Annotated in this window: 24 protein-coding genes; 13 read left to right on the top strand and 11 right to left on the bottom strand. The window is 58.8% G+C overall.

Annotation, left to right across the window (positions count from 1 at the left end; genetic code table 11):
* Window positions 1–96 precede the first annotated feature (96 nt).
* Window positions 97–1,197 (top strand): alpha/beta fold hydrolase, encoded by a 1,101-nt coding sequence (locus tag ACR0NT_RS15760; RefSeq protein WP_170444788.1) that lies wholly within the window; start codon window positions 97–99, stop codon window positions 1,195–1,197.
* The gene (locus tag ACR0NT_RS15755; protein WP_480443344.1) at window positions 1,194–2,414 is read left to right on the top strand and encodes an MFS transporter; all 1,221 of its coding nucleotides are present in this window, start codon (window positions 1,194–1,196) and stop codon (window positions 2,412–2,414) included. Before ACR0NT_RS15760 ends, ACR0NT_RS15755 begins: the two co-directional genes overlap by 4 nt.
* Here the strand turns inward: ACR0NT_RS15755 and ACR0NT_RS15750 are convergent.
* From ACR0NT_RS15750 to ACR0NT_RS15740, 3 genes are read right to left on the bottom strand one after another with little or no spacing between them, the layout of a single operon-like run.
* Window positions 2,411–2,998 (bottom strand): Smr/MutS family protein, encoded by a 588-nt coding sequence (locus tag ACR0NT_RS15750; protein WP_170672579.1) that lies wholly within the window; start codon window positions 2,996–2,998, stop codon window positions 2,411–2,413. The genes ACR0NT_RS15755 and ACR0NT_RS15750 overlap by 4 nt on opposite strands.
* A complete protein-coding gene (gene mltA, locus ACR0NT_RS15745) occupies window positions 2,998–4,038 on the bottom strand; it encodes a murein transglycosylase A (protein WP_170672581.1) in 1,041 nt (346 codons plus the stop codon). The genes ACR0NT_RS15750 and mltA overlap by 1 nt, the downstream gene beginning before the upstream one ends.
* Complete coding sequence (locus tag ACR0NT_RS15740; RefSeq protein ID WP_170672583.1) at window positions 4,035–4,694, bottom strand: Tim44/TimA family putative adaptor protein; 660 nt, start codon at window positions 4,692–4,694, stop codon at window positions 4,035–4,037. The genes mltA and ACR0NT_RS15740 overlap by 4 nt, the downstream gene beginning before the upstream one ends.
* Before the next feature lie 107 nt (window positions 4,695–4,801).
* Between ACR0NT_RS15740 and ACR0NT_RS15735 the strand changes: the two genes are divergently transcribed.
* Together ACR0NT_RS15735 and secB are read left to right on the top strand one after the other, a co-directional pair.
* On the top strand, window positions 4,802–5,290 hold the full coding sequence (locus ACR0NT_RS15735) for an FxsA family protein (RefSeq protein ID WP_170444777.1): 489 nt from the start codon (window positions 4,802–4,804) through the stop codon (window positions 5,288–5,290).
* Between the two features lie 64 nt (window positions 5,291–5,354).
* Window positions 5,355–5,852, top strand: coding sequence for a protein-export chaperone SecB (gene secB, locus ACR0NT_RS15730; RefSeq protein ID WP_170444774.1), 498 nt, complete (start codon window positions 5,355–5,357; stop codon window positions 5,850–5,852).
* Window positions 5,853–5,879: 27 nt separating this feature from the next.
* Here the strand turns inward: secB and dnaQ are convergent, their stop codons facing one another.
* The 4 genes from dnaQ to ACR0NT_RS15710 are packed head-to-tail and all read right to left on the bottom strand — an operon-like array spanning window position 5,880 to window position 8,614.
* On the bottom strand, window positions 5,880–6,602 hold the full coding sequence (gene dnaQ / locus ACR0NT_RS15725) for a DNA polymerase III subunit epsilon (protein WP_170672585.1): 723 nt from the start codon (window positions 6,600–6,602) through the stop codon (window positions 5,880–5,882).
* A complete protein-coding gene (gene coaE / locus ACR0NT_RS15720; protein ID WP_170444770.1) occupies window positions 6,595–7,188 on the bottom strand; it encodes a dephospho-CoA kinase in 594 nt (197 codons plus the stop codon). Before coaE ends, dnaQ begins: the two co-directional genes overlap by 8 nt.
* Window positions 7,185–8,018, bottom strand: coding sequence for a shikimate dehydrogenase (locus ACR0NT_RS15715; RefSeq protein WP_170444767.1), 834 nt, complete (start codon window positions 8,016–8,018; stop codon window positions 7,185–7,187). The genes coaE and ACR0NT_RS15715 overlap by 4 nt, the downstream gene beginning before the upstream one ends.
* Entirely contained in the window at window positions 8,015–8,614 is a 600-nt protein-coding gene (locus ACR0NT_RS15710; protein ID WP_170444764.1) for a nucleoside triphosphate pyrophosphatase, read from the bottom strand. Before ACR0NT_RS15710 ends, ACR0NT_RS15715 begins: the two co-directional genes overlap by 4 nt.
* A gap of 404 nt (window positions 8,615–9,018) precedes the next feature.
* Between ACR0NT_RS15710 and ACR0NT_RS15705 the strand changes: the two genes are divergently transcribed.
* The 7 genes from ACR0NT_RS15705 to ACR0NT_RS15675 all read left to right on the top strand — a co-directional run bounded on the left by ACR0NT_RS15705 (window position 9,019) and on the right by ACR0NT_RS15675 (window position 16,381).
* Window positions 9,019–9,468, top strand: coding sequence for a CopD family protein (locus tag ACR0NT_RS15705; protein WP_170444760.1), 450 nt, complete (start codon window positions 9,019–9,021; stop codon window positions 9,466–9,468).
* A gap of 122 nt (window positions 9,469–9,590) precedes the next feature.
* Window positions 9,591–10,862 carry a transcription termination factor Rho gene (rho, locus tag ACR0NT_RS15700; RefSeq protein ID WP_170444757.1) on the top strand — a complete coding sequence of 424 codons (1,272 nt, stop codon included), beginning with the start codon at window positions 9,591–9,593 and terminating at the stop codon, window positions 10,860–10,862.
* A gap of 30 nt (window positions 10,863–10,892) precedes the next feature.
* The gene (gene mnmE, locus ACR0NT_RS15695; RefSeq protein ID WP_170672587.1) at window positions 10,893–12,179 is read left to right on the top strand and encodes a tRNA uridine-5-carboxymethylaminomethyl(34) synthesis GTPase MnmE; all 1,287 of its coding nucleotides are present in this window, start codon (window positions 10,893–10,895) and stop codon (window positions 12,177–12,179) included.
* 12 nt (window positions 12,180–12,191) lie between these two features.
* Window positions 12,192–14,060 carry a tRNA uridine-5-carboxymethylaminomethyl(34) synthesis enzyme MnmG gene (gene mnmG, locus ACR0NT_RS15690; RefSeq protein WP_170672589.1) on the top strand — a complete coding sequence of 623 codons (1,869 nt, stop codon included), beginning with the start codon at window positions 12,192–12,194 and terminating at the stop codon, window positions 14,058–14,060.
* Complete coding sequence (gene rsmG / locus ACR0NT_RS15685; RefSeq protein ID WP_170444748.1) at window positions 14,057–14,671, top strand: 16S rRNA (guanine(527)-N(7))-methyltransferase RsmG; 615 nt, start codon at window positions 14,057–14,059, stop codon at window positions 14,669–14,671. Before mnmG ends, rsmG begins: the two co-directional genes overlap by 4 nt.
* The gene (locus ACR0NT_RS15680) at window positions 14,664–15,467 is read left to right on the top strand and encodes an AAA family ATPase (protein ID WP_170444745.1); all 804 of its coding nucleotides are present in this window, start codon (window positions 14,664–14,666) and stop codon (window positions 15,465–15,467) included. Before rsmG ends, ACR0NT_RS15680 begins: the two co-directional genes overlap by 8 nt.
* Before the next feature lie 20 nt (window positions 15,468–15,487).
* Window positions 15,488–16,381 (top strand): ParB/RepB/Spo0J family partition protein, encoded by an 894-nt coding sequence (locus ACR0NT_RS15675; protein WP_170672590.1) that lies wholly within the window; start codon window positions 15,488–15,490, stop codon window positions 16,379–16,381.
* Here ACR0NT_RS15675 and ACR0NT_RS15670 read toward each other — a convergent pair.
* The 4 genes from ACR0NT_RS15670 to rph are packed head-to-tail and all read right to left on the bottom strand — an operon-like array spanning window position 16,371 to window position 19,196.
* Window positions 16,371–16,724, bottom strand: a complete 354-nt coding sequence (locus ACR0NT_RS15670) for a YbaN family protein (RefSeq protein ID WP_170672592.1) — start codon at window positions 16,722–16,724, stop codon at window positions 16,371–16,373. The two genes, ACR0NT_RS15675 and ACR0NT_RS15670, sit on opposite strands and share 11 nt — an antisense overlap.
* 3 nt (window positions 16,725–16,727) lie before the next feature.
* Window positions 16,728–17,882, bottom strand: a complete 1,155-nt coding sequence (hemW, locus tag ACR0NT_RS15665; protein ID WP_170672594.1) for a radical SAM family heme chaperone HemW — start codon at window positions 17,880–17,882, stop codon at window positions 16,728–16,730.
* Window positions 17,872–18,486, bottom strand: a complete 615-nt coding sequence (gene rdgB / locus ACR0NT_RS15660; RefSeq protein ID WP_170672596.1) for an RdgB/HAM1 family non-canonical purine NTP pyrophosphatase — start codon at window positions 18,484–18,486, stop codon at window positions 17,872–17,874. The genes hemW and rdgB overlap by 11 nt, the downstream gene beginning before the upstream one ends.
* Window positions 18,483–19,196: a ribonuclease PH gene (gene rph, locus ACR0NT_RS15655; protein ID WP_170444729.1), complete on the bottom strand. Its 714-nt coding sequence runs from the start codon at window positions 19,194–19,196 to the stop codon at window positions 18,483–18,485. The genes rdgB and rph overlap by 4 nt, the downstream gene beginning before the upstream one ends.
* Window positions 19,197–19,308: 112 nt before the next feature.
* Between rph and hrcA the strand changes: the two genes are divergently transcribed.
* Window positions 19,309–20,373, top strand: coding sequence for a heat-inducible transcriptional repressor HrcA (gene hrcA, locus ACR0NT_RS15650; protein WP_170444726.1), 1,065 nt, complete (start codon window positions 19,309–19,311; stop codon window positions 20,371–20,373).
* Window positions 20,374–20,383: 10 nt separating this feature from the next.
* A complete protein-coding gene (locus ACR0NT_RS15645) occupies window positions 20,384–20,947 on the top strand; it encodes a nucleotide exchange factor GrpE (protein ID WP_170444723.1) in 564 nt (187 codons plus the stop codon).
* Window positions 20,948–20,975 lie beyond the last annotated feature (28 nt).

The following is a 20,975-nucleotide window of genomic DNA, read 5'->3' as shown; positions in this document are numbered from 1 at the left end:
CACCGCCAGCCGGTTTTCGCCGCCCCCTTGCCCCATGTCGCTGGACGTGGGGCGAGAAATCGATAGCTTGGCGCAAAAGGTTCCGAGGTCTGCCCCGTGCTGCGCTATTTTATCATTCTGATTGCTTCCCTGTCCCTGACTGCCTGCGTTGACCGGACGATCACGGAAACCGTGCCTTCGGCCGTGAACGTGGGAACGCCGTTGACCGTGTTTGCCAGCACCACCCGCGCCCGCGAGGCGGATGGATCATACGGTTTCCAGCGAGGCGAAACGCTGCAATTCCTGGAAACCAAGGTTTCGATCCCACCGAACCACACGCCGGGGACGTTGAAGTTTTCTTATGCCAACCCGAATCCGCAAAAGGAATTTGTTCTGGCAGGCATGACTGAACTGGACGGCCCGCAAGGCTTGCGGGAACATCTGCGCGGTCAGGATGACGTTACCATCTTTGTGCACGGCTACAACTCGACCCAGACGGAAACCATCTTCCGCGCCGCTCAGCTGTCCCATGACATCGGGCTGCCCGGACAGATTCTTGTCTATTCCTGGCCCAGCCGCGCGACTGGGTACGGGTATGCCTACGATCTGGACAGTATGCTTTTCGCCCGCGACGGGTTGGAACAGACCATTCGCGAACTGAAATCCATGGGCGTCAAGCGCGTCATTCTGGTGGCGCATTCGATGGGCAGCGCCCTGTCGATGGAGATGATGCGACAGGCCGAGTTGCAGGAACCCGGCTGGTCCAACAGGAACCTCGAAGGGATTATCCTGATTTCGCCCGATCTGGACGTGGACCTGTTCCGCTCGCAGATGGAGCGGATCGACACGCCGCCCGATCCGTTTGTGGTCATGGTTTCGCAGAAGGACAAGATCCTGAACATCTCGGCCCGTCTGCGGGGAACGGCCAGGGGCGAACGGCTGGGCAATATCAGCTCGATCGACGATCTGGCCGAGTTTCCGATCAACGTGATCGACACCACCGCGTTCAACAGCGATGCGCAGTCGTCGCATTTCGTGGCCGCCACCTCTCCGGCGCTGTTGGCAATCCTCAGCTCGGTGCGGCGGGTCAGCAGCACCTTCGGCCCCGATGAGCGGCCCGGTATCGACGTTCTGGTGCCGCGCAGCCAACGCAACCCCGATGGCGCGACCGAGATTGTGCTGACGGAAACCGGGCAGGCGCAGGTGACCACTCCGTGACGCCGTTCAGCCTGCGTCGGTACCTGACCGAAAACGCGAACTGGCTGAGCGCGGGTGTTCTTCTGACCTTCATGTCCAGCTTTGGGCAGACCTTCTTCATCTCGATCTTCTCGGGCCATATTCGCACCGAGTTCGGTCTGAGCCACGGGTCCTGGGGCGCGATCTACTCGCTGGGTACCACGGTATCGGCCATTGTGATGATCTGGGCCGGGGGGCTGACGGACATCATCCGCGTTCGGGTGCTGGGGCCGGTGGTTCTGTCCGGTCTGGCGCTTGCGGCTCTGGCGATGGCAACGAACAGCGCGCTATTCCTGCTGCCCCTCGTGATCTTTCTGCTGCGCCTGTTCGGGCAGGGGATGAGCATCCATCTGGCGCAGGTCGCGATGGCGCGCTGGTTCACCCTGACACGGGGCAAGGCGCTGTCCATCGCCTCGCTGGGCTATGCGATCGGGGAATCCCTGCTGCCGCTGATCTTCGTGGCTGCAATGGGTTTTCTGGACTGGCGCTGGTTATGGGTGGTGGCCGCAGGCGCGACAATTCTGGGCATCCCGGTCCTGATGCGTTTGCTGCGGCAGGAACGCACGCCGCAAAGCCTGGCGGGCGATCACACTGCCACTGGAATGCAGCACCGGCACTGGACCCGGCGCGCGGCGCTGCTCCATCCGCTGTTCTGGTTCATGGCACCCGCGATCCTTGGGCCATCGGCCTTCATCACCGCCTTCTTCTTTCATCAGGTCCATCTGGCCGAGGTCAAAGACTGGCCGCATATACAGCTGGTGGCCCTGTTCCCGGTGTTCACCGGGGTTTCGATCCTGTCGATGTTTGCAGCGGGTTGGGCGTTGGATAAATGGGGCACCGCGCGGATCATGCCGTTCTACCAACTGCCCATGGCGGTCGGCTTTGCCATCCTCTCGGTCACGGACACGATTGGCGGAGCATTGGTCGGCCTGATTTTTCTGGCCCTGACCGTCGGCGCCAACAACACCTTGCCCAGCGCCTTTTGGGCCGAATTCTACGGCACCCGGCATATCGGCGCGATCAAGGCGCTGGCCACAGCTGTTATGGTGTTGGGCTCAGCCATCGGCCCGGCGCTGACCGGCGTGTTGATCGACCGGGGCATCTCGCTGGGCACTCAGTTCCTGTGGATTGCCATCTTCTTTGTGCTGGTCTGCGTGTTGGCCTGGACCGGTATCCGCCGTGCCCAATCCCGGTCCTAGCGGGTGCGCCGCAGATACACGTAATAAGCCCCATCCCCGCCATGGCTGATATGCGCCGGGGTCACCTGAAGCACCGCCTGCGCCAGCGGCGGGATCGACAGCCAGTGCGGCACCTGATTGCGCAACACGCCGCGCGGGGTCGGGATCGGGCCGGGCTCATCCCGATCCTTGCCCTTGCCGGTCACCACCAGAACCAGCCGTTTGCCTTGCGCTTGTGATGTCAGGACAAAACGGATCAGCGCCGGGTGTGCCGTGTCGACCCGCATTCCGTGCAGGTCCAGCTTGCCTTCGGGTTTGAGCTTGCCGCGTTTCATCCGCCCAAAGGCCTTGGTGTCCATCTGCACCGGGCTGGCCCGCAGGCTGTCGGTCACCGACGGCTTTAGCGCATGACGTACCGGCTTGACCCGCGCGGTCTGTCCGACTTCAAACCCCTCCAGCCGCATCTTTGGCGATTTCGACGGTTTTGGCTTGGGCAGGGTGGTCGGATGCACCGATTGCGGCAACTCGGGGTGCAGGCGTTCGGCCTGTTTGGTGACCTTGCGCCACAGCTCGATCTCTTCAGAGGTCAATTTGCGGCGCGGCATCAGAATTCATCCGGGATCAGGGCATAGGCGCGCTGGATCGGCAGCAGCAGGATCATCCGGCCCGGGTCTTTCAGACGTCCGGCAGCCTGTCCGGCCTCATCCCCGGTGCCAAAGAAGATATCCGCCCGCTGTGCACCCTTGATGGCCGCACCCGTATCCTGCGCGATCATCAGCCGGCGCAGCGGCTCTTTCCCGTCCTTTTCCACCCAGACTGGGGCACCAAGCGGCGTAAAGGCCGGATCGGCGGCAATGCTGCGCAGGGTGGTGACGGATCGGTTCATCGCACCCAGCGGCCCGAATTCCGGCGCGACGCGGGTGACCTCGCGAAAGAACACGTATGAGGGGTTGTGAAACAGCAATTCCGCCCCGGCCTCGGGGTTCTTGCGCACCCAGGCCTTGATCATCTGGGCACTGACCTGATGCGCCCCCAACGCACCCTGGCGGATCAATTCCGAACCGATCGAGCGATAAGGATGCCCGTTGGCTCCGCCATAGCCGACCCGCAAAGCCCCGCCATCGGCCAGACGAATACGGCCCGAGCCCTGTATTTGCAGAAAGAACAACTCGACCGGGTCATCGACCCAGGCAATCTCAAGGCCCCGGTCGGTCATGACGTCCCCGGTCAGGATGTCCCGGCGGCTGAGCCACGGCCCTTCGGCCCGCGCCTCGGGGGGCATTTTGTAGATCGGGTATTTGAAGCGATCCGTCCGGGTGCGCGACCCGTCCAGTTCCGGTTCGAAATACCCAGTGAACAGCGCATCCTGGCCGTCTTCGACCAGAACCGGCCGGAAGAACAGCTCAAAGAACGAGCGCGCGGCATCGGCCTCATAGGTCTGTGCCACACCACACAGCGCACGCCAGTCCGGATCATCCAGATCACCGCAGGTATTCAGAAATACCGAAAGGGCCGCGCCGTGATCATCGGCGGCCCAGCCCTCAAGATCACCAAAAGACAGGATCGAGCGCGTCGCCTCGGCTCCGGCGGCGCTTGCGGTGGTCATTGCGCCCACCAGTAAGAGCGACCGGAATGCGGCAATCATGCGTCCGTGGCAACAAGCAGCCAGTTCGGATCGTCCGAGCCCATGACACGGGCAAAGGTCCAGCTGTCCTTTTGGCGTTTGACGGTGTTCGGGCTGCCTTCGATGATGTCGCCGCCGCGATCCCGCACGACCGAGGTCAGTTCACCCACGAATTTCATGGTGATCTCGGCCTGATTGGTATCCTTGTCGAATTTCGCATCGGCCAGCGAGGTTTCGCGGACACCGATGAACTCGGCTTCGATGGTCAGCCCCTGATCTTCGCGGGCGGCCACGACGGAAACGAAGGTGTCAAACACCTCTTCGGACAGGAAAGGCTGGATTTCGTCCAGATTTCCTTTTTCGAACCCCATGACGATCATTTCATAGGCGCCGCGCGCGCCCTGCACAAATTCACTGACCGAGAAGCTGGGCTCAACCCGCTTCATCGCGGCCAGGGTTTGTGCCTGCTCGCTGTCTTCGGCGACGTGGTCTGTGATGTCGTGATCCGGGCCGCCGTCGATCACCTCGAACCCGCGGCGGGCGTTCTGTGTATCGGGCTGCTGCTGCACGGGTGGTTTTTCAAAACCTTCACGCGTGCCCAGCACGCTTTTCAGGCGCAGGATCAGGAAAACGGCAATTCCGGCCAGGACCAGCAACTGGATCATCGGTTCGTTCATTTCATCCTCTTTTCAGACTGCGGCTTTGTATACGCAGCCTCATGCCACTATGTAGGTGACAGTTCGTGGCAAGTCCACCGCCCGGCCTTAGGTAAAGGATAACGCAAATGTACCTGTTCTTGGCATTTTTATTGGTTCCGATCATCGAGATCGCCCTGTTCATTCAGGTTGGCGGTCTGATCGGCCTGTGGCCAACGCTTGCGATCGTGGTTCTGACCGCAATTCTGGGTACCGCTTTGGTCAGGACACAAGGTCGCATGGCACTGGCCAACCTGCAGCGATCCTTCGCCGAACTGGACGACCCGACCGAACCTCTGGCCCATGGTGCAATGATCCTGCTGTCCGGTGTTCTGCTGCTGACGCCGGGATTTTTCACCGATGCGGTCGGCTTTGCGCTGCTTGTACCGGGCATTCGGGTGGCCGTTTTCCGTTATCTCAAGTCGAAAGTCACGATCACGCAATTCCAGATGGGCAGCGGTGCGCAGTTCCGGTCCGGGCCGGCGCCGACCGATGATGATGTGATCGACGGCGAATTTACCGAAGTCCGGCCCCGTCAGGACCCCTCAAAGCCGTCCAAATGGGTCGAAGGCCCGTGACCCGCATTGAGGTGCCGCGCCCAACTTGCTAAGCAGTAGCGAATTTCATTTTCGGAGTAGATCCATGGCTGACGAAAGCCCTGCAGAAAACACCGCGGCACAGGCCGCCCCGCAAATTCAGATGCGCGTTCTGGGACAGTTCATTCGCGATATGTCCTTTGAAAACGTGATGGCGCAAAAAGGCGTGTCCGGCGACGTTCAGCCCGAGATCGCGGTTCAGGTGAACCTGGATGCGAAAAAGCGTTCGGTCGAGCATCAGTACGAGGTGGCGATCAAGCTGAACCTCAAGTCGAAAGCCAAGGGCATGGAGGACGTTCTGTTCCTGTGCGAGATCGACTATTGCGGCCTGTTCCACATCGAAGGCGTGGCCGAGGATCAGCTGCATCCGTTCCTGATGATCGAATGCCCGCGGATGCTGTTCCCGTTCCTGCGCCGCATCGTCAGCGACATTACCCGCGACGGTGGCTATCCGCCGGTGAACCTGGACAATATCGATTTCGTCTCGCTGTATCGCAACGAATTGATGCGTCGCCAGGCCGAAGCCCAAAAAGCCGAAGCTTGATCGGTTTGACCCGCGCCGGGATTGGTCTCAGGCGCGGGTCCACAGGGCGTTTTCGCCCAGTTTCCCGACAAATTCCTCATGCGCCGCGCGTTCTGCGTCGGTGATCTTCGACGCCAGCGGGGTCGGGCGCGCCGTCGGGCGCCAATCGTCCTGTCCTCCGGCACCCGAAGCAGCTGAGGTGGACAGTCCGAAATCCGGCTGCCGCCCGCCAATCAGTTCCAGATAGACCTCGGCCAGAATTTCCGAGTCGAGCAACGCCCCGTGCAGCGTCCGGTTCGAGTTGTCGATATTGAACCGCCGGCACAAAGCATCCAACGAGGCGGGCGAGCCCGGAAAGCGTTTGCGCGCAATCGCCAGCGTATCCAGCGCCTGATCCATCGGGATCTGCGGCAGACCCAACCATCTGAGTTCTGCGTTCAGGAACTTCATGTCGAAGGATGCGTTATGGATCACCAGCTTGGAATCCTGGATGAAATCAAGAAAGCCCTGACCCACCTTGGCAAAGACCGGCTTGTCCTTCAGCGTCACCTCACCCTTTTCCGGCGGGCGCGGGTTCTCCAGCAGGTCGGGACCGATCCCGTGTACGCCAAACGCCTCTTCGGGCATCGAGCGTTCGGGGTTGATATAGACGTGATAGGTCTCACCGGTGGCCACGTGGTTCCACAGCTCGACCGCGCCGATTTCAACGATCCGGTCGCCGCTTTCGGGATCAAACCCGGTGGTTTCTGTATCGAGTACAATCTCACGCATCTGCCAGCCCCGCCCGTATCTGCCTGACCACATCCTGCACCTGCGCGCGGGCGTGGTCCAGCGTATCTGTCACGATAACATAATCCGACCGCGCGCATTTTTCGTCATTCGGCATCTGCTTGGCGCGAATCTGTTCGAACTGTGCCTCGGTCATGGTGCCGCGCTCCATCACGCGCCGCTTTTGTTCGTCGGCGGGGATCGACACACAGGCAACCGCATCCATCGCCGCATCGCCACCGGTTTCGAACAGCAGGGGGATATCGAATACCAGAATATCCGCCTTGGTCTGTTCCCGGAACGCAGCACGATCCGCAGCCACCAGCGGATGCACGATGGCCTCGATCTGTTTCAACGCAGACGGGTCCTGCGCGATGATCTGTTTCAGCGCCTCTCGGCTGACTGCATCCTCGACAATGGCACCGGGAAAGGCTGCGTGCATCGGCTCGACAACCGCTCCACCCCTTGAATAGAGTCTATGTACGGCCGCATCCGCATCCCAAAGCGCACAGCCTTCGTCCACGAACATCTGCGCCGTGGTGCTCTTGCCCATCCCGATCGAGCCCGTCAGGCCAAGCGCGAAGCTCATCCCAAAACCGCCGCGCGCAGATCATCTGTCACCTCGGGGCGGGTGCCGAACCAGCGTTCAAACCCGGGCACCGCCTGATGCAGCAACATGCCCAACCCGTCGACGGTGGTGCAGCCGACCTGTTCCGCCGATTGCAGCAGGTGGGTTTTCAGCGGGGCATAGACCAGATCGGTGACAACGGCACCCGGCTGCAGCCCATCCAGCGGAACGCGTAATTCCGGCTGCCCCTGCATCCCCAAAGAGGTCGTATTGACCACCAGTTCTGCGTTTTCGATGACATTTCCCGCCTGCAGCCAATCCACCACGGAAACACGGTCGCCGAATTCCTCCTGCAGTTGGTCTGCACGTTCGCGGGTGCGGTTGGTCAGCATGATCTGGGGCACACCGGCCTCCAGCAAGCTCTGCAGCACAGCCCGCGCCGCGCCGCCTGCGCCAAACACCACGGCCGAGCCGCCCGAGGGCGTCCAGTCCGGCGCGCCGCTGCGCAGGTTCTCAAGAAACCCATAGCCGTCGGTGTTGTCCGCGTGGATCGAACCATCCTCCTGAAACACAAGCGTATTCGCCGCGCCTATCAGCGATGCGCGTTCCGTCACATGGTCGGCCAAGCGCAACACTGCTTCTTTATGAGGAACCGTGACATTGGTCCCGACAAACCCGGCTTTGGGCAGAGTACGCAGCACCGTCTCCAGATCTTCGGGAGCCACATCCATCGGAACGTAATGCCCGGCCAGACCATATTTCTTCAGCCAATGTCCGTGCAGTTGCGGCGACCTGGAATGCGCAATCGGATGCCCGATCACCCCGGCCAATGGAATACGGTTATGCGTCATTGATCGATCACCCCTTTGACGGCCAGAAAATCAAGCAGTTCCAACAGGGGCATACCCAAGACATTAAAATAGTCGCCGTCAATGGTGGCGAATAAGCGGACGCCTTCCTCTTCCAGCTTATAGGCGCCCACCGCGTGGCGGATACTGTCCCAGTTGCGGTCGATATAGTCACGCAGATAAGCGTCCGAACTCATCCGCATCCGCAGACGCACCTGGCCGACATGGCGCCAGACCGGTTCGCCATCCCGATAGATCACCGCCGCCGACAACAGCATATGCCGCTTGCCCCGCATCATCTTGAGCTGCGCCAGCGCGTCCTCGGGGGTTTCGGGCTTGGACAGCAGCTGCCCGTCGAAATCCAGCACCTGATCACAGCCCAGAACCATCGCGCCGGGGGTTTTGTCGCTAACCTTACGGGCCTTCATCTCGGCCAGCGCATCAGCGATGTCGCGGGGCGGGGCACCCTCGGCCAGCAGCGCGCGTTTCATAGTATCCTCGTCAACACGCGCGATCTGAACGGAAAATGGCACGCCTGCGTTTTCCAGCAACTGCGCGCGAATGGATGAGCCTGAGGCCAGGATGATGGGGACAGACATGTGGACAACCCCGTGTGCAAATCGTTGAGCGTTCCTGAACGGTTTGTATGGTTTTCCGATTGACACGCAACCCCGGGAATTTCGTCAAAAACTTCCCTGAGTCGCTCGAACGCTGTCCATCCGGGACAAGGATAAGTCGGACGGGTGGGATAAGCGGGAACTCCACAGATACCCCGCATTTTATCCCCAGACAGATCATGGAGTGTAATTGTTAAATATATGAAATCAAATGATTATTTATATCATTCACAGAATCACTCTGCTGAACCGGATAACTTTCCACCTGGGGAAAACACATGTGTAAAAAAGTAATCCACGGATTTTGTTCACCCTACAAAACCATCATCCTTTTTCTTTTCTTATTTTTTTATTAGGGAGAGTTCCGAGCAATGCCCGGAGCCAGAATGACCGATCTTCTTTTCACGATTTACCCGTGGGTGAAGTCTTTACACATCATGGCCGTGATCTCATGGATGGCGGGGCTGTTCTATTTGCCCAGACTGTTCGTCTATCACGTGGAAAAGGCCCAGAGCGTCGACGGGGCAGAGACCATTTTCTTTGAAATGGAAGACAAACTGCTGCGCGTGATCATGCGGCCTGCGATGTACGTGGCATGGGTGTGCGGGCTGATCATGGTGTTCACGCCGGGCATTGTCGGCTGGGACTGGTCCTGGCCTTGGGTCAAGGGCGCAGCGGTGCTTGGGATGACATGGTTCCATCACTGGCTCATGGCGCGGCGCAAGGACTTCGTAGAGGGCCGAAACAAGCTCACTGGGCGGCAGTATCGCATGATGAACGAGGTTCCCACCATTCTGATGGTTGCCATCGTTCTGGCGGTCATTCTGAAGTTCTGAGAGCTTATTTGACTCTTCATCAGTAAGCGCATACTTATCACGTAACACGCCCGTCCGGGCGGCGTATCTTCCGTACTGAAATTCCACTTCGTGCCGCGCTGTCAGCGGTGAAGGTATATATCATGACAACTGATGCCCTGAATCTGGCCGACCTGAAGGCCAAAAGCCCCAAAGACCTTCTGGCGATGGCCGAAGAGCTGGAGATCGAAAACGCCTCGACCATGCGGAAAGGCGAGATGATGTTCCAGATCCTGCGCGAACGCGCGGATGAGGGCTGGACCGTCGGCGGCGATGGTGTGCTGGAAGTGCTGCAGGACGGTTTCGGCTTTCTGCGCTCGCCCGAGGCGAACTATCTGCCGGGTCCCGATGACATCTATGTTTCGCCCGACATGATCCGTCAGCATTCGCTGCGCACCGGCGACACGGTTGAAGGTGAGATCAAGGCACCAGACGAGAACGAGCGGTATTTTGCGCTGACCAAGGTCACCAAGATCAACTTTGAAAATCCTGAAAAGGCCAAGCACAAGATTCTGTTCGATAACCTGACGCCTCTGTACCCGGATGAGCGTCTGAAGATGGAGATCGAAGATCCTACCATCAAGGACAAGTCGGCCCGTGTGATCGACCTGGTCTCGCCCATCGGTAAAGGCCAGCGTTCGCTGATCGTGGCACCGCCACGGACCGGTAAGACCGTGATTCTGCAGAATATTGCGCATTCGATCGAGCAAAATCACCCCGAGTGCTATCTGATCGTCTTGCTGATCGACGAACGCCCGGAAGAGGTGACCGACATGCAGCGCTCGGTGAAGGGGGAGGTTGTGTCATCGACCTTCGACGAACCGGCGACGCGCCACGTGGCTGTGTCTGAGATGGTTATCGAAAAAGCCAAGCGTCTGGTCGAACATAAACGAGATGTTGTTATTCTTCTCGATTCTATCACAAGACTTGGTAGGGCGTTTAACACTGTGGTGCCATCCTCGGGTAAAGTTCTGACCGGTGGTGTGGACGCAAATGCTCTGCAACGGCCGAAGCGGTTCTTTGGCGCGGCGCGGAACATTGAAGAGGGCGGTTCGCTGACCATCATCGCCACCGCGCTGATCGATACCGGCAGCCGGATGGACGAGGTTATCTTTGAAGAATTCAAAGGTACAGGTAACTCGGAGATTGTTCTGGATCGCAAGATTGCAGACAAGCGCGTGTTCCCGGCCATCGACATCCTCAAGTCCGGCACAAGGAAAGAGGACCTGCTGGTCGATAAGGGCGATCTGGCCAAGACCTTCGTCCTGCGCCGCATTCTCAACCCGATGGGCACCACCGACGCGATCGAATTCCTGTTGTCGAAGTTGAAGCAAACCAAGACAAACGGCGAGTTCTTCGATTCAATGAACACCTGACACAGGTCTTAACTGACGCGAGGCCTTCGAATGGATACGATATTCGCCTTGGCCAGCGCACAGGGCAAAGCAGGGGTGGCGGTCATCCGCCTCTCTGGCCCTTTGGCGCATTCTGCTGCGGCCGGGCTGACCGGCAGCCCGTTGCCGCCCCGCGGTATGCGGGTACGCGCGTTGCATGCCGCTGATGGATCGCGTTTGGACGACGGATTGGTTCTGACCTTTCAGGCCCCGGCCAGTTTCACCGGTGAGGACGTGGCCGAGCTGCAAATTCACGGCAGTACTGCCTCGGTCAATGCAGTGATGCGCTGCCTGTCGGACACGGATGGGCTGCGGCTGGCGGAACCCGGAGAGTTCACCCGCCGTGCGTTGGAAAACGGCAAGATGGATTTGACCCAGGTCGAAGGGCTTGCCGACCTGATCGATGCCGAAACCGAAGCGCAGCGGAAACAGGCGCAGACCATTCTGGCCGGGGAACTGGGCGGATTGGCCGAGCGCTGGCGCCGTGATCTGATCCGGGCGGCCTCCTTGCTGGAAGCTGTCATTGATTTTGCCGACGAAGAGGTGCCCACCGACGTTACGCCGGAAGTGCGCGCATTGGTGACCGGCGTGATGCAGGACTTGCAGCGCGAAGCGGATGGCGTGAAGATCGCTGAACGCATCCGGACCGGGTTCGAGGTGGCTATCGTTGGCCTGCCAAATGCGGGCAAATCGACCTTGCTGAACGCCCTGGCTGGGCGCGAGGCGGCAATCACGTCGGAATATGCTGGGACGACTCGCGATGTTATCGAGGTTCGGATGGATCTTGGTGGATTGCCTGTGACGCTGCTGGATACGGCTGGATTGCGCGAAACCGAGGATCACGTCGAAAACCTTGGGATCGAACTGGCCCGCAAACGCGCCGATGCGGCCGATTTGCGGGTGTTTTTAACCGAAGATACCTCGGAGCTTGGCGTTCAGATGTTGGAGGGCGACATTCAGATGTTGCCGAAATCTGATCTCCGTGAGGATGGCAATGGCGGGATTTCCGGTAAAACGGGGCAGGGGATTGACCAGCTAATATCCCATATATCGTGTGTATTAGGTGAGCGATCTACTAGCCATGGTATTGCGACCCGTGAACGGCATCGCGTCGCGCTGATTGATGCCAGTGCAGCATTGGGTGAGGCGATGGCGGTTCTGGAATCGGGCCCGGACTTGTATGATATCGCTGCCGAAGAACTGCGCACGGCGATCCGTGCTTTGGAAACACTGGTTGGCAGGATTGGGGTCGAAGACCTGCTGGATGAGATATTTTCCAGTTTCTGCCTGGGTAAGTAGGGAGTGTTTCACGTGAAACATTCGAAGTTCGATGTTGTTGTAGTTGGCGCCGGTCATGCCGGTACCGAAGCCGCACATGCCGCCGCACGGATGGGGGCCGAGACGGCTTTGGTAACTCTGTCCGCATCAGATATCGGCGTGATGTCCTGTAACCCTGCCATCGGAGGTTTGGGGAAAGGGCATCTGGTACGCGAGATTGATGCGCTGGACGGTGTCATGGGCCGGGTTGCGGATCAGGCAGGTATTCAGTTCCGCCTGCTAAACCGTCGCAAGGGCCCAGCGGTGCAGGGTCCTAGAACCCAGGCGGACCGTGCATTGTATCGGGCTGCCATGCAAAAAGAGACGCAGGCGCAGGATCGGTTGACGGTCGTAGTGGGCGAGGTGGTCGACTTTCTGATGGACGGGCTCAGGGTGGCTGGAATCAGGCTGGCGGACGATTCCGAAATCCACGCCGGCGCCGTTGTCCTGACCTCGGGTACCTTCCTGCGCGGCATTATCCATATCGGCGATGTTTCCCGGCCGGGCGGGCGGATGGGGGATCGGCCCTCAGTCAAGCTGGCGGAACGCTTGGACAGTCTTGATTTGCGGATGGGGCGTTTGAAAACAGGGACGCCGCCAAGGCTGGACGGTCGGACAATTGATTGGTCCGATCTCGAACGTCAGGACGGTGACGACGATCCCACGCTGTTTTCATTTCTCTCCACCTCGGTTGTTGCGCCGCAGATTTCCTGCGGTATCACGCATACAAACGCACGCACCCATGAGATCATCGAAAAGAACCTGTCCCGTTCTGCCATGTATGGGGGGCATATAGAAGGGGTGGGGCCCAGATATTGTCCTTCGATCGAGGATAAGATCGTTCGATTTGCGGAAAAGGACTCGCACCAGATTTTTCTGGAACCTGAAGGGGTTGATGACCACACGATCTATCCGAACGGAATTTCAACCTCCTTGCCTCAGGATGTGCAGCAGGACTATGTGCGCTCTATCAAGGGATTGGAGAAGGCCGAAATCCTGCAACCGGGCTACGCGATTGAATATGACTATGTCGATCCCCGCGTTCTGACATCGTCGCTGTCCTTGCCAGATGCACCTGGTCTATATCTTGCGGGCCAGATCAACGGCACCACAGGATATGAGGAAGCCGCAGCGCAAGGTCTGGTTGCCGGACTGAACGCCGCCCTGTCCGTTTTGGGTCGTGATCCGGTTCATTTCACCCGGGCCGACAGCTATATCGGCGTGATGATCGACGATCTGACCACGCGTGGTGTGGCGGAACCGTACCGTATGTTCACGTCAAGGGCAGAATTCCGACTGTCTTTGCGCGCGGATAATGCGGATCAGCGGCTGACACCCTTGGGCACCGATCTCGGATGTGTCGGAGGGGAACGCCAAGTTCGGTTCGGCGAAAAGATGGAAAAACTCTCCGCCGCCAAAACCATGCTGACCGATCGCACATATACGCCGAAAGAGGTGCGTGCCGTTGGAATCAACGTCAATCAGGATGGAAACCGCCGGGATGGGATGGCGCTGTTGGCGTTTCCCGACGTTTCCTTTGATGATCTGGTTCCCCTTATGCCGGAATTGGAAGAGGTTGAAACGGATATCCGCCTTCAAGTTGAACGGGACGCGCTTTATGCGAACTACATTGCGCGTCAGCAAAAAGATGTCGAAGCGATGAAACGCGATGAATCCTATGAAATACCGCGGGACTTCGACTATTCTGCGCTGGACGGCCTGTCAGCCGAGATGAAGCAGAAACTGTCGCAGGCGCGCCCGATCAACATCGCTCAGGCCGGGCGGGTCGAAGGGGTGACACCAGCTGCACTTACATTGCTATTGGCCAAATTGAGGCGTGAACAAAAGGTACGCAAGGCATGAGCCATGAGATCTTTGATGGTTCGAGTGTTTCACGTGAAACAATTGAACGGCTCGAAACCTATGTAGATCTGGTGCATCGCTGGAATCCCAGGATTAATCTGGTATCCCGCAACAGCTTAAAGGATATCTGGACGCGGCATATTCTGGATTCCGTACAGGTTTACCAGTGTGCAGGTGCATTCAAAACCTGGGTGGATTTGGGCAGTGGTGGCGGGTTTCCCGGCATGGTCTGTGCGATCATGGCCATAGATACAGCGCCAGACGCCAAATTCACCCTGGTGGAAAGCGATCAGCGCAAATCGGCCTTCCTACGCAGTGTGGCACGGGAATGCCGTGCCAATTGTACCGTCATTTCAAAGCGAATCGAAAACGTGGAACCCCTGCAGGCAGATGTCTTGTCTGCGCGGGCGCTTGCCGATCTTAAGGTATTATTGTCATTTTGTGACAGACATTTAGGAAAAACCGGTATTGCTTTGTTGCCGAAAGGTGCAAGCTGGAAAAAAGAGCTGGAAGCCGCACGCGAGGAATGGAATTTCGAGTGCGAGCCGATTACAAGTTTAACTGAACCCCAAGCTGTTATCCTAAGGATCAAAGGAGTATCGCGTGGTTGATCTGTCTCGTCCCTCAGGGCCCCGGATAATTGCGGTTGCCAATCAAAAGGGTGGGGTGGGAAAGACGACGACGGCGATCAATCTGGCTGCAGGTCTGGTCGAAGCCGGGTGCAGGGTGTTGGTTGTCGACCTCGATCCGCAGGGCAATGCATCAACCGGTCTGGGTGTCGAGGACCGGGATTGGACGACCTATGATCTGATTCTTGACGATGCCCCGCTAGAGGCAGTGGTACAAGAGACTGAAATCGAAGGTCTTTTTGTCATCCCCGCGACCGTCGATCTGAGTTCAGCAGATATCGAGCTGATTTCCAACGAAAAGCGCAGCTATTTATTGCATGATGCGCTGCGGCAGACGCCAATCGACAAGTTCGAACTGGATTTTGTGCTCATCGACTGCCCACCATCGTTAAATCTGCTGACCGTAAACGCCATGGTCGCGGCTCATTCCGTTCTGGTACCGTTGCAAAGCGAGTTCTTTGCGCTGGAAGGCCTGTCCCAGTTGATGCTGACGATACGAGAGGTCCGCCAAACAGCGAATCCGGGCCTGAGAATCGAAGGTGTTGTGTTGACCATGTATGACAACCGCAACAACTTGTCCCGTCAGGTCGAAAAAGACGCGCGTGACAATCTGGGTGAGATGGTATTTAAAACCAAGATACCCAGAAATGTGCGGGTCAGCGAGGCGCCGTCTTACGCTTTGCCGGTTCTGCAGTATGACTCGGGGTCGTTGGGAGCCATGGCGTATCGGCATCTGGCGCGCGAAGTCATTCATAAGAATAAGAAAGCCGCCGCCTGAGCGGCAGTGAGGAGGGCTCAGTGGCCGTCAAGAAATCAAAACCCCGAGGTTTGGGCCGCGGATTGTCGGCCCTGATGGCAGATGTGACGCAGGAAGCTGAAGGTCTGGTTCCGGCAGAACCTCGTCGGCCGGACATGAAAGTCCCGATTGAAAAGCTGCGCGCCAATCCGAACCAGCCGCGCCGGACGTTTTCGCCGGATCAACTGGACGAGCTTGCTGCCTCGGTCAAAGAAAAGGGCATCATTCAACCGTTGATCGTGCGCGAAATCAACGGCAGCGAATATGAAATCGTCGCAGGTGAGCGCCGTTGGCGGGCTGCCCAAATGGCGCAGCTGCACGATATTCCGGTCATCGTCCGCGAATTTGACGATACCGAAGTGCTGGAAGTCGCGATTATCGAGAACATTCAGCGCGCAGACCTGAATGCCGTCGAAGAGGCGGCGGGTTACAAGCAACTGATGGACCGGTTCGGGCACACGCAGGAAAAACTCGCCGAAGCGCTGGGTAAAAGCCGCAGTCATATCGCAAACCTGCTGCGTTTGTTGTCTCTACCGCTGGACGTGCAAACGCTGGTGATTGAAGGAAAGCTGTCTGCGGGCCACGCGCGGGCGCTGATAACGGCGGAAAACCCGTCTGAACTGGCGAAAATCGTGGTGCGGGATGGGCTTTCGGTGCGCGCGACCGAGGCGCTGGTGAAAAAACAGCAGGGTGATCCGGCCAAGTCTGCGCCACGGTCCAGAAACCTGGATGCGGGCAAGGATGCGGACACGCGGGCGTTGGAAAAGGACCTTTCCGCGATCCTGGCGATGAAGGTTGTGATCAACCACAAGGCCGGAACCGAAACCGGCCAGGTGGTGCTGACTTATGAAAACCTGGATCAGCTGGACGATCTTTGCGCCAAACTCAGCCGTTAGGACGGGTCCAGATAAAGATCATCACCCCGCTCAGCACCACGGCCTGAATGATCAGGACATGGGAGGGCAGGGCCAGCAGGACAGACAGCCCGAACACGGCGGCGATCGAAAGGGTCGCCGCCTTTTTTGCGCCCGGACGAATGGCGCCAGAGCTTTGCCAATCCACAATCAACGGTCCGAACGAGCGGTGCGTGATCAACCAATTGTGCAGGCGCGAGGAGGAGCGGGCGAAGAAGAACGCTGCCAAAAGCAAAAACGGCACCGTCGGTAACAGGGGCAGAACGATGCCCACCATCGCAAGCCCGACGCAGATCAACCCCAGAATGGCCCAGATATATTGCATTATCTATCCCAACAATTCCCGGATCACTGCGTTCAGAACCGCTCGTCCGTCTTTGGTGGCAATCAGCCGTCCGTTTTTCTGTTCAATCATGCCAAGTTCGGCCAGATCAGAAAGCGTGCACCGTGGCAGAGCTTGGTCCGACAATGCGTTGAATCTATCAATATCTAGTCCTTCAGCAACCCTTAAACCCATCATAAGGTATTCATTCGCCTGATCTTGCGATGAAAGCGCGGTACGTTGTTTTTCTCCGGACCCGTTTTCAACCGCTTTCAACCACGCGTTTGGAGACAGATAGGTTTCGGTTGCCAGTTTACGACCGTTCAGTGTGATGCGCCCATGCGCCCCGGGTCCGATACCGACATAATCGCCATAGCGCCAATATATCAGGTTGTGCTGAGATTCCGCGCCGGGACGGGCGTGGTTGGAAACCTCATAGGCGGGTAGGCCGTGCGCCTCGCAGATCTCTTGCGTGGCCAGATACATGTCGGCGGCGCTGTCATCCTCGGGCAGGCCGCGCAGTTTTCCGATGGCATAGCGTTCGCCGAATGCGGTGCCGTCCTCGATGGTCAGCTGGTACAGCGACATGTGGTCGATGGCCATCGACAGCGCCTCGGTCAGCTCCGCGCGCCAGGTGTCCAGGGTTTGATGCTGACGGGCGTAGATCAGGTCAAAGCTGACGCGATCAAAACAATTGCGGGCGATGTCAAAGGCGTCGCGGGCCTCGGCCACGGTGTGAATGCGGCCCAGGCGGCGCAGGTCTTCGTCGTTCAGGGCCTGCACACCCATTGAGATACGGTTGACGCCAGCGTTTCGATAAGCAGCAAAGCGGCCAGCCTCGACCGAGCCGGGATTGGCTTCGAGCGTGATTTCCATGTTATTGGCCGGGCGCCAGAGGGCGCGGGCTTCATCAATTACCGCAGCAACGGTGTCAGGCTCCATCAAGGACGGGGTGCCGCCGCCAAAGAAGATCGTATTCAACACTCGGTCGGGTGTTTCGGCGGCCGAACGGCGAAGTTCACTTAGATAAGCGTTAAGCCATTGTTTTTGATCAATATTTCTTGAAACATGGCTGTTGAAATCGCAATAGGGGCATTTGGCCTCGCAAAAAGGCCAATGCACGTACAGGCCAAAGCCCCCGTTGCGCCAATCATCCGCCAAAGCAGCCTTTCACGAACATATCCACCGCGCGGCCGCGATGGCTGATCTTGTTCTTTTCCCAGCGATCCATTTCCGCGAAGGTAACGTCGTACCCGTCCGGGACAAACATCGGATCGTAGCCAAAACCGCCTTCGCCGCGGATCGGCCAGACCAGATGGCCGGGGGCGATGCCTTCGAACACCTCGTCATGCCCGTCGGGCCAGGCTAGAACCAGCGTGCTGCGAAACTGCGCGGTGCGAGGGTGCGGAGCGTCTTTTGCCTCCAGTTCCGTATGCGCGCGGGTCATTGCCATCAGGAAATCACGGCCATTGTCGGTTTCGGCCCAATCGGCGGTGTAAACGCCGGGTGCACCGTCCAGCGCGTCGATGGTGATGCCGGAATCGTCCGACAGGGCAGGCAGGCCGGTCGCCTTGGCCGCGGCATGAGCCTTGATCCGGGCGTTGCCGACAAAGGTATCCTCGGTCTCTTCCGGTTCGGGCAGGTTCATCTCTGCCGCGCCAACAACGGTCACGCCAAAGGGTTCGAGGAGATGCGCCATCTCCTCGAGCTTGCCTTTGTTATGCGTGGCCACTAGCAGCCTGTCGCCGTCGAACTTGCGGGTCATGCGGTGGCGGCTTTCTGTGCGGCGGCCAGTTCAGATACGCCTTTTTCCGCCAGGTCCATCAGCTGATCCATCTGCGAACGGCTGAAGACCGAGCCTTCGGCGCTCATCTGCACTTCGATCAGCTTGCCGGACCCGGTCATGATGAAGTTGCCGTCGACACCGGCCTCACTGTCCTCGGGGTAGTCCAGATCCAGCACCGGCTGACCTGCGTAGATGCCGCAAGACACAGCGGCGACCGGATCAACCAGCGGGTCGGAAATCACGTCACCTGCCTTCATCAGCTTGTTCACCGCCAGGCGCAGGGCCACCCAACCACCGGTGATCGAGGCGCAGCGGGTGCCGCCATCGGCCTGGATTACGTCGCAGTCGACGGTGATCTGACGCTCACCCAGTGCAACCCGATCCACGCCGGCACGCAGGGCGCGGCCGATCAGGCGCTGGATTTCCACGGTACGGCCGCCTTGCTTGCCGCTTGCGGCCTCACGCCGCATCCGCGTGTTGGTGGCGCGGGGCAGCATGCCGTATTCGGCGGTGACCCAGCCCAGGCCCGAGCCCTTGATGAACGGCGGCACGCGATCCTCGATCGTGGCGGTGCACAGCACATGGGTGTCGCCCATCTTGATCAGGCAAGACCCTTCGGCATGTTTTGTAAAGTCCGTTTCGATTGAAACGGTGCGCATTTCGTTTAGATCACGTCCTGAGGGTCGCATGGGAATTCCTTTATCTGTTGGGTTTGGGATACCGCCCCGCGGCGTTACGATGCAACCCCGATTGACCTTTCATCTGCCTGCGATTTAATGACGACCCAGCAGGGGACCGCCGATGAGCGAAGCGAGCAAAATTCTGAACGAGATGAATGACCGGTCGCGTGAAGTGTTCCGGCTGATCGTCGAAAGCTATCTGGACAGCGGTGAGCCTGTTGGCAGCCGCACCCTGACCCGTACTTTGTCGGAAAAGGTCAGCGCCGCAACCGTGCGCAACGTGATGCAGGATCTGGAGTTTCTGGGCCTTTTGGACAGCCCTCATGTCAGCGCGGGGCGAATTCCGACGCAGCAAGGGTTGCGCATGTTCGTCGACGGGCTGCTTGAGGTTGGTGATCTGGGCGCGGATGATCGGCAGAAACTGGACGAAACATTAGGCTCTAACGCAGGCGATGTGGGCGGAATGCTGGACCGGGTGGGGTCAGCCTTGTCACACGTGACACATGGGGCCTCACTGGTTTTGACGCCCAAGCACGAATCCGAGATCAAACATATCGAGTTTGTCTCGCTGGCGCATGACCGCGCGCTGGTGGTTCTGGTGTTTGCGGACGGTCATGTGGAAAATCGCCTGTTTGCGCCCCCACCCGGGCAGACGCCCAGTTCAATGCGTGAAGCGGCGAATTTTTTGAATGCCCTGATCGAAGGGCGCACGCTGGGTGAAGTGCGCCGTCAGATGCAGACACAGATTGATGCCCGCAAGCAAGAGATCGACGTGCTGGCGCGTGAAATGGTCGAAAGTGGCATGGCCGCCTGGGACGGGGATGGCGGCGACTCGGCCCGTCTGATCGTGCGCGGACGGGCGAATCTGTTGAATGAACCGGGCCAGACCGAGGAACTGGACCGTATCCGAACCCTGTTTGACGATCTGGAACGCAAGCGCGACATCGCGGAATTCCTTGAATTGACCGAAGAAGGCGAGGGTGTGCGCATTTTTATCGGCTCTGAGAACAAACTTTTCTCACTTTCGGGTTCCTCTTTGGTGGTGTCTCCATATATGAACGCTGATCGAAAGATAATTGGTGCGGTCGGGGTCATCGGACCCACGCGTCTGAATTATGGACGGATCGTGCCGATCGTGGATTATACGGCGCAACTGGTCGGTAAGCTGATATCCGACCGGAGCTAGAGGGTAAGAGATGGCAGAGCCCAAGAACGAAGAATTTCTGGACGATATCGCAACCGCCGAGGCGGAACAGCTGGCCGAAGAAATCGCGGAATTCAGCGATGAAGCGTTGGAGCTGGATGAGCTGCGCGCCGAGCGCGACGATTACAAAGACAAGTTCATGCGCGCGCTGGCCGATGCCGAGAATGCGCGCAAACGCGGCGACAAGGCGCGCCGCGATGCGGAACAATATGGCGGGTCGAAACTGGCGCGTGACATGCTGCCGGTCTATGACAACATGAAACGCGCGCTTGAGGCCGCAACCGATGAGCAGAAAGAAGTTGCCGCCGGTCTGTTGGAAGGGGTCGAGCTGACCATGCGCGCGTTGAAGGACGTGTTCCAGAAGCACGGGATCGAGGTGATCACGCCCGAAGTTGGCGACCGCTTTGATCCGAATGTGCATGAGGCGATGTTCGAAGCCCCTGTCCCGGGCACCCGTGCTGGTGACATCATTCAGGTTTCAGCCGAAGGCTTCATGCTGCATGACCGCTTGCTGCGCCCGGCGCAGGTGGGTGTGTCTTCGACGCCGGCTAGCTGATTGGCTTCAAAGAAGCCAAGCCTTCGGC

Source organism: Ruegeria sp. AB10, assembly GCF_056542745.1.
This window is presented reverse-complemented; position numbering and strand designations above follow the sequence as displayed.

Bases quoted from the DNA above. Each gene is read 5' to 3' on its own strand.
- ACR0NT_RS15750 (WP_170672579.1), bottom strand. From the start codon at position 2,998: ATGCCGCGCCGCAAATTGACCTCTGAAGAGATCGAGCTGTGGCGCAAG.
- mltA (WP_170672581.1), bottom strand. From the start codon at position 4,038: ATGATTGCCGCATTCCGGTCGCTCTTACTGGTGGGCGCAATGACCACC.
- ACR0NT_RS15740 (WP_170672583.1), bottom strand. From the start codon at position 4,694: ATGAACGAACCGATGATCCAGTTGCTGGTCCTGGCCGGAATTGCCGTT.
- ACR0NT_RS15735 (WP_170444777.1), top strand. From the start codon at position 4,802: ATGTACCTGTTCTTGGCATTTTTATTGGTTCCGATCATCGAGATCGCC.
- secB (WP_170444774.1), top strand. From the start codon at position 5,355: ATGGCTGACGAAAGCCCTGCAGAAAACACCGCGGCACAGGCCGCCCCG.
- dnaQ (WP_170672585.1), bottom strand. From the start codon at position 6,602: ATGCGTGAGATTGTACTCGATACAGAAACCACCGGGTTTGATCCCGAA.
- coaE (WP_170444770.1), bottom strand. From the start codon at position 7,188: ATGAGCTTCGCGCTTGGCCTGACGGGCTCGATCGGGATGGGCAAGAGC.
- ACR0NT_RS15715 (WP_170444767.1), bottom strand. From the start codon at position 8,018: ATGACGCATAACCGTATTCCATTGGCCGGGGTGATCGGGCATCCGATT.
- ACR0NT_RS15710 (WP_170444764.1), bottom strand. From the start codon at position 8,614: ATGTCTGTCCCCATCATCCTGGCCTCAGGCTCATCCATTCGCGCGCAG.
- ACR0NT_RS15705 (WP_170444760.1), top strand. From the start codon at position 9,019: ATGACCGATCTTCTTTTCACGATTTACCCGTGGGTGAAGTCTTTACAC.
- rho (WP_170444757.1), top strand. From the start codon at position 9,591: ATGACAACTGATGCCCTGAATCTGGCCGACCTGAAGGCCAAAAGCCCC.
- mnmE (WP_170672587.1), top strand. From the start codon at position 10,893: ATGGATACGATATTCGCCTTGGCCAGCGCACAGGGCAAAGCAGGGGTG.
- rsmG (WP_170444748.1), top strand. From the start codon at position 14,057: ATGAGCCATGAGATCTTTGATGGTTCGAGTGTTTCACGTGAAACAATT.
- ACR0NT_RS15670 (WP_170672592.1), bottom strand. From the start codon at position 16,724: ATGCAATATATCTGGGCCATTCTGGGGTTGATCTGCGTCGGGCTTGCG.
- rdgB (WP_170672596.1), bottom strand. From the start codon at position 18,486: ATGACCCGCAAGTTCGACGGCGACAGGCTGCTAGTGGCCACGCATAAC.
- rph (WP_170444729.1), bottom strand. From the start codon at position 19,196: ATGCGACCCTCAGGACGTGATCTAAACGAAATGCGCACCGTTTCAATC.
- hrcA (WP_170444726.1), top strand. From the start codon at position 19,309: ATGAGCGAAGCGAGCAAAATTCTGAACGAGATGAATGACCGGTCGCGT.
- ACR0NT_RS15645 (WP_170444723.1), top strand. From the start codon at position 20,384: ATGGCAGAGCCCAAGAACGAAGAATTTCTGGACGATATCGCAACCGCC.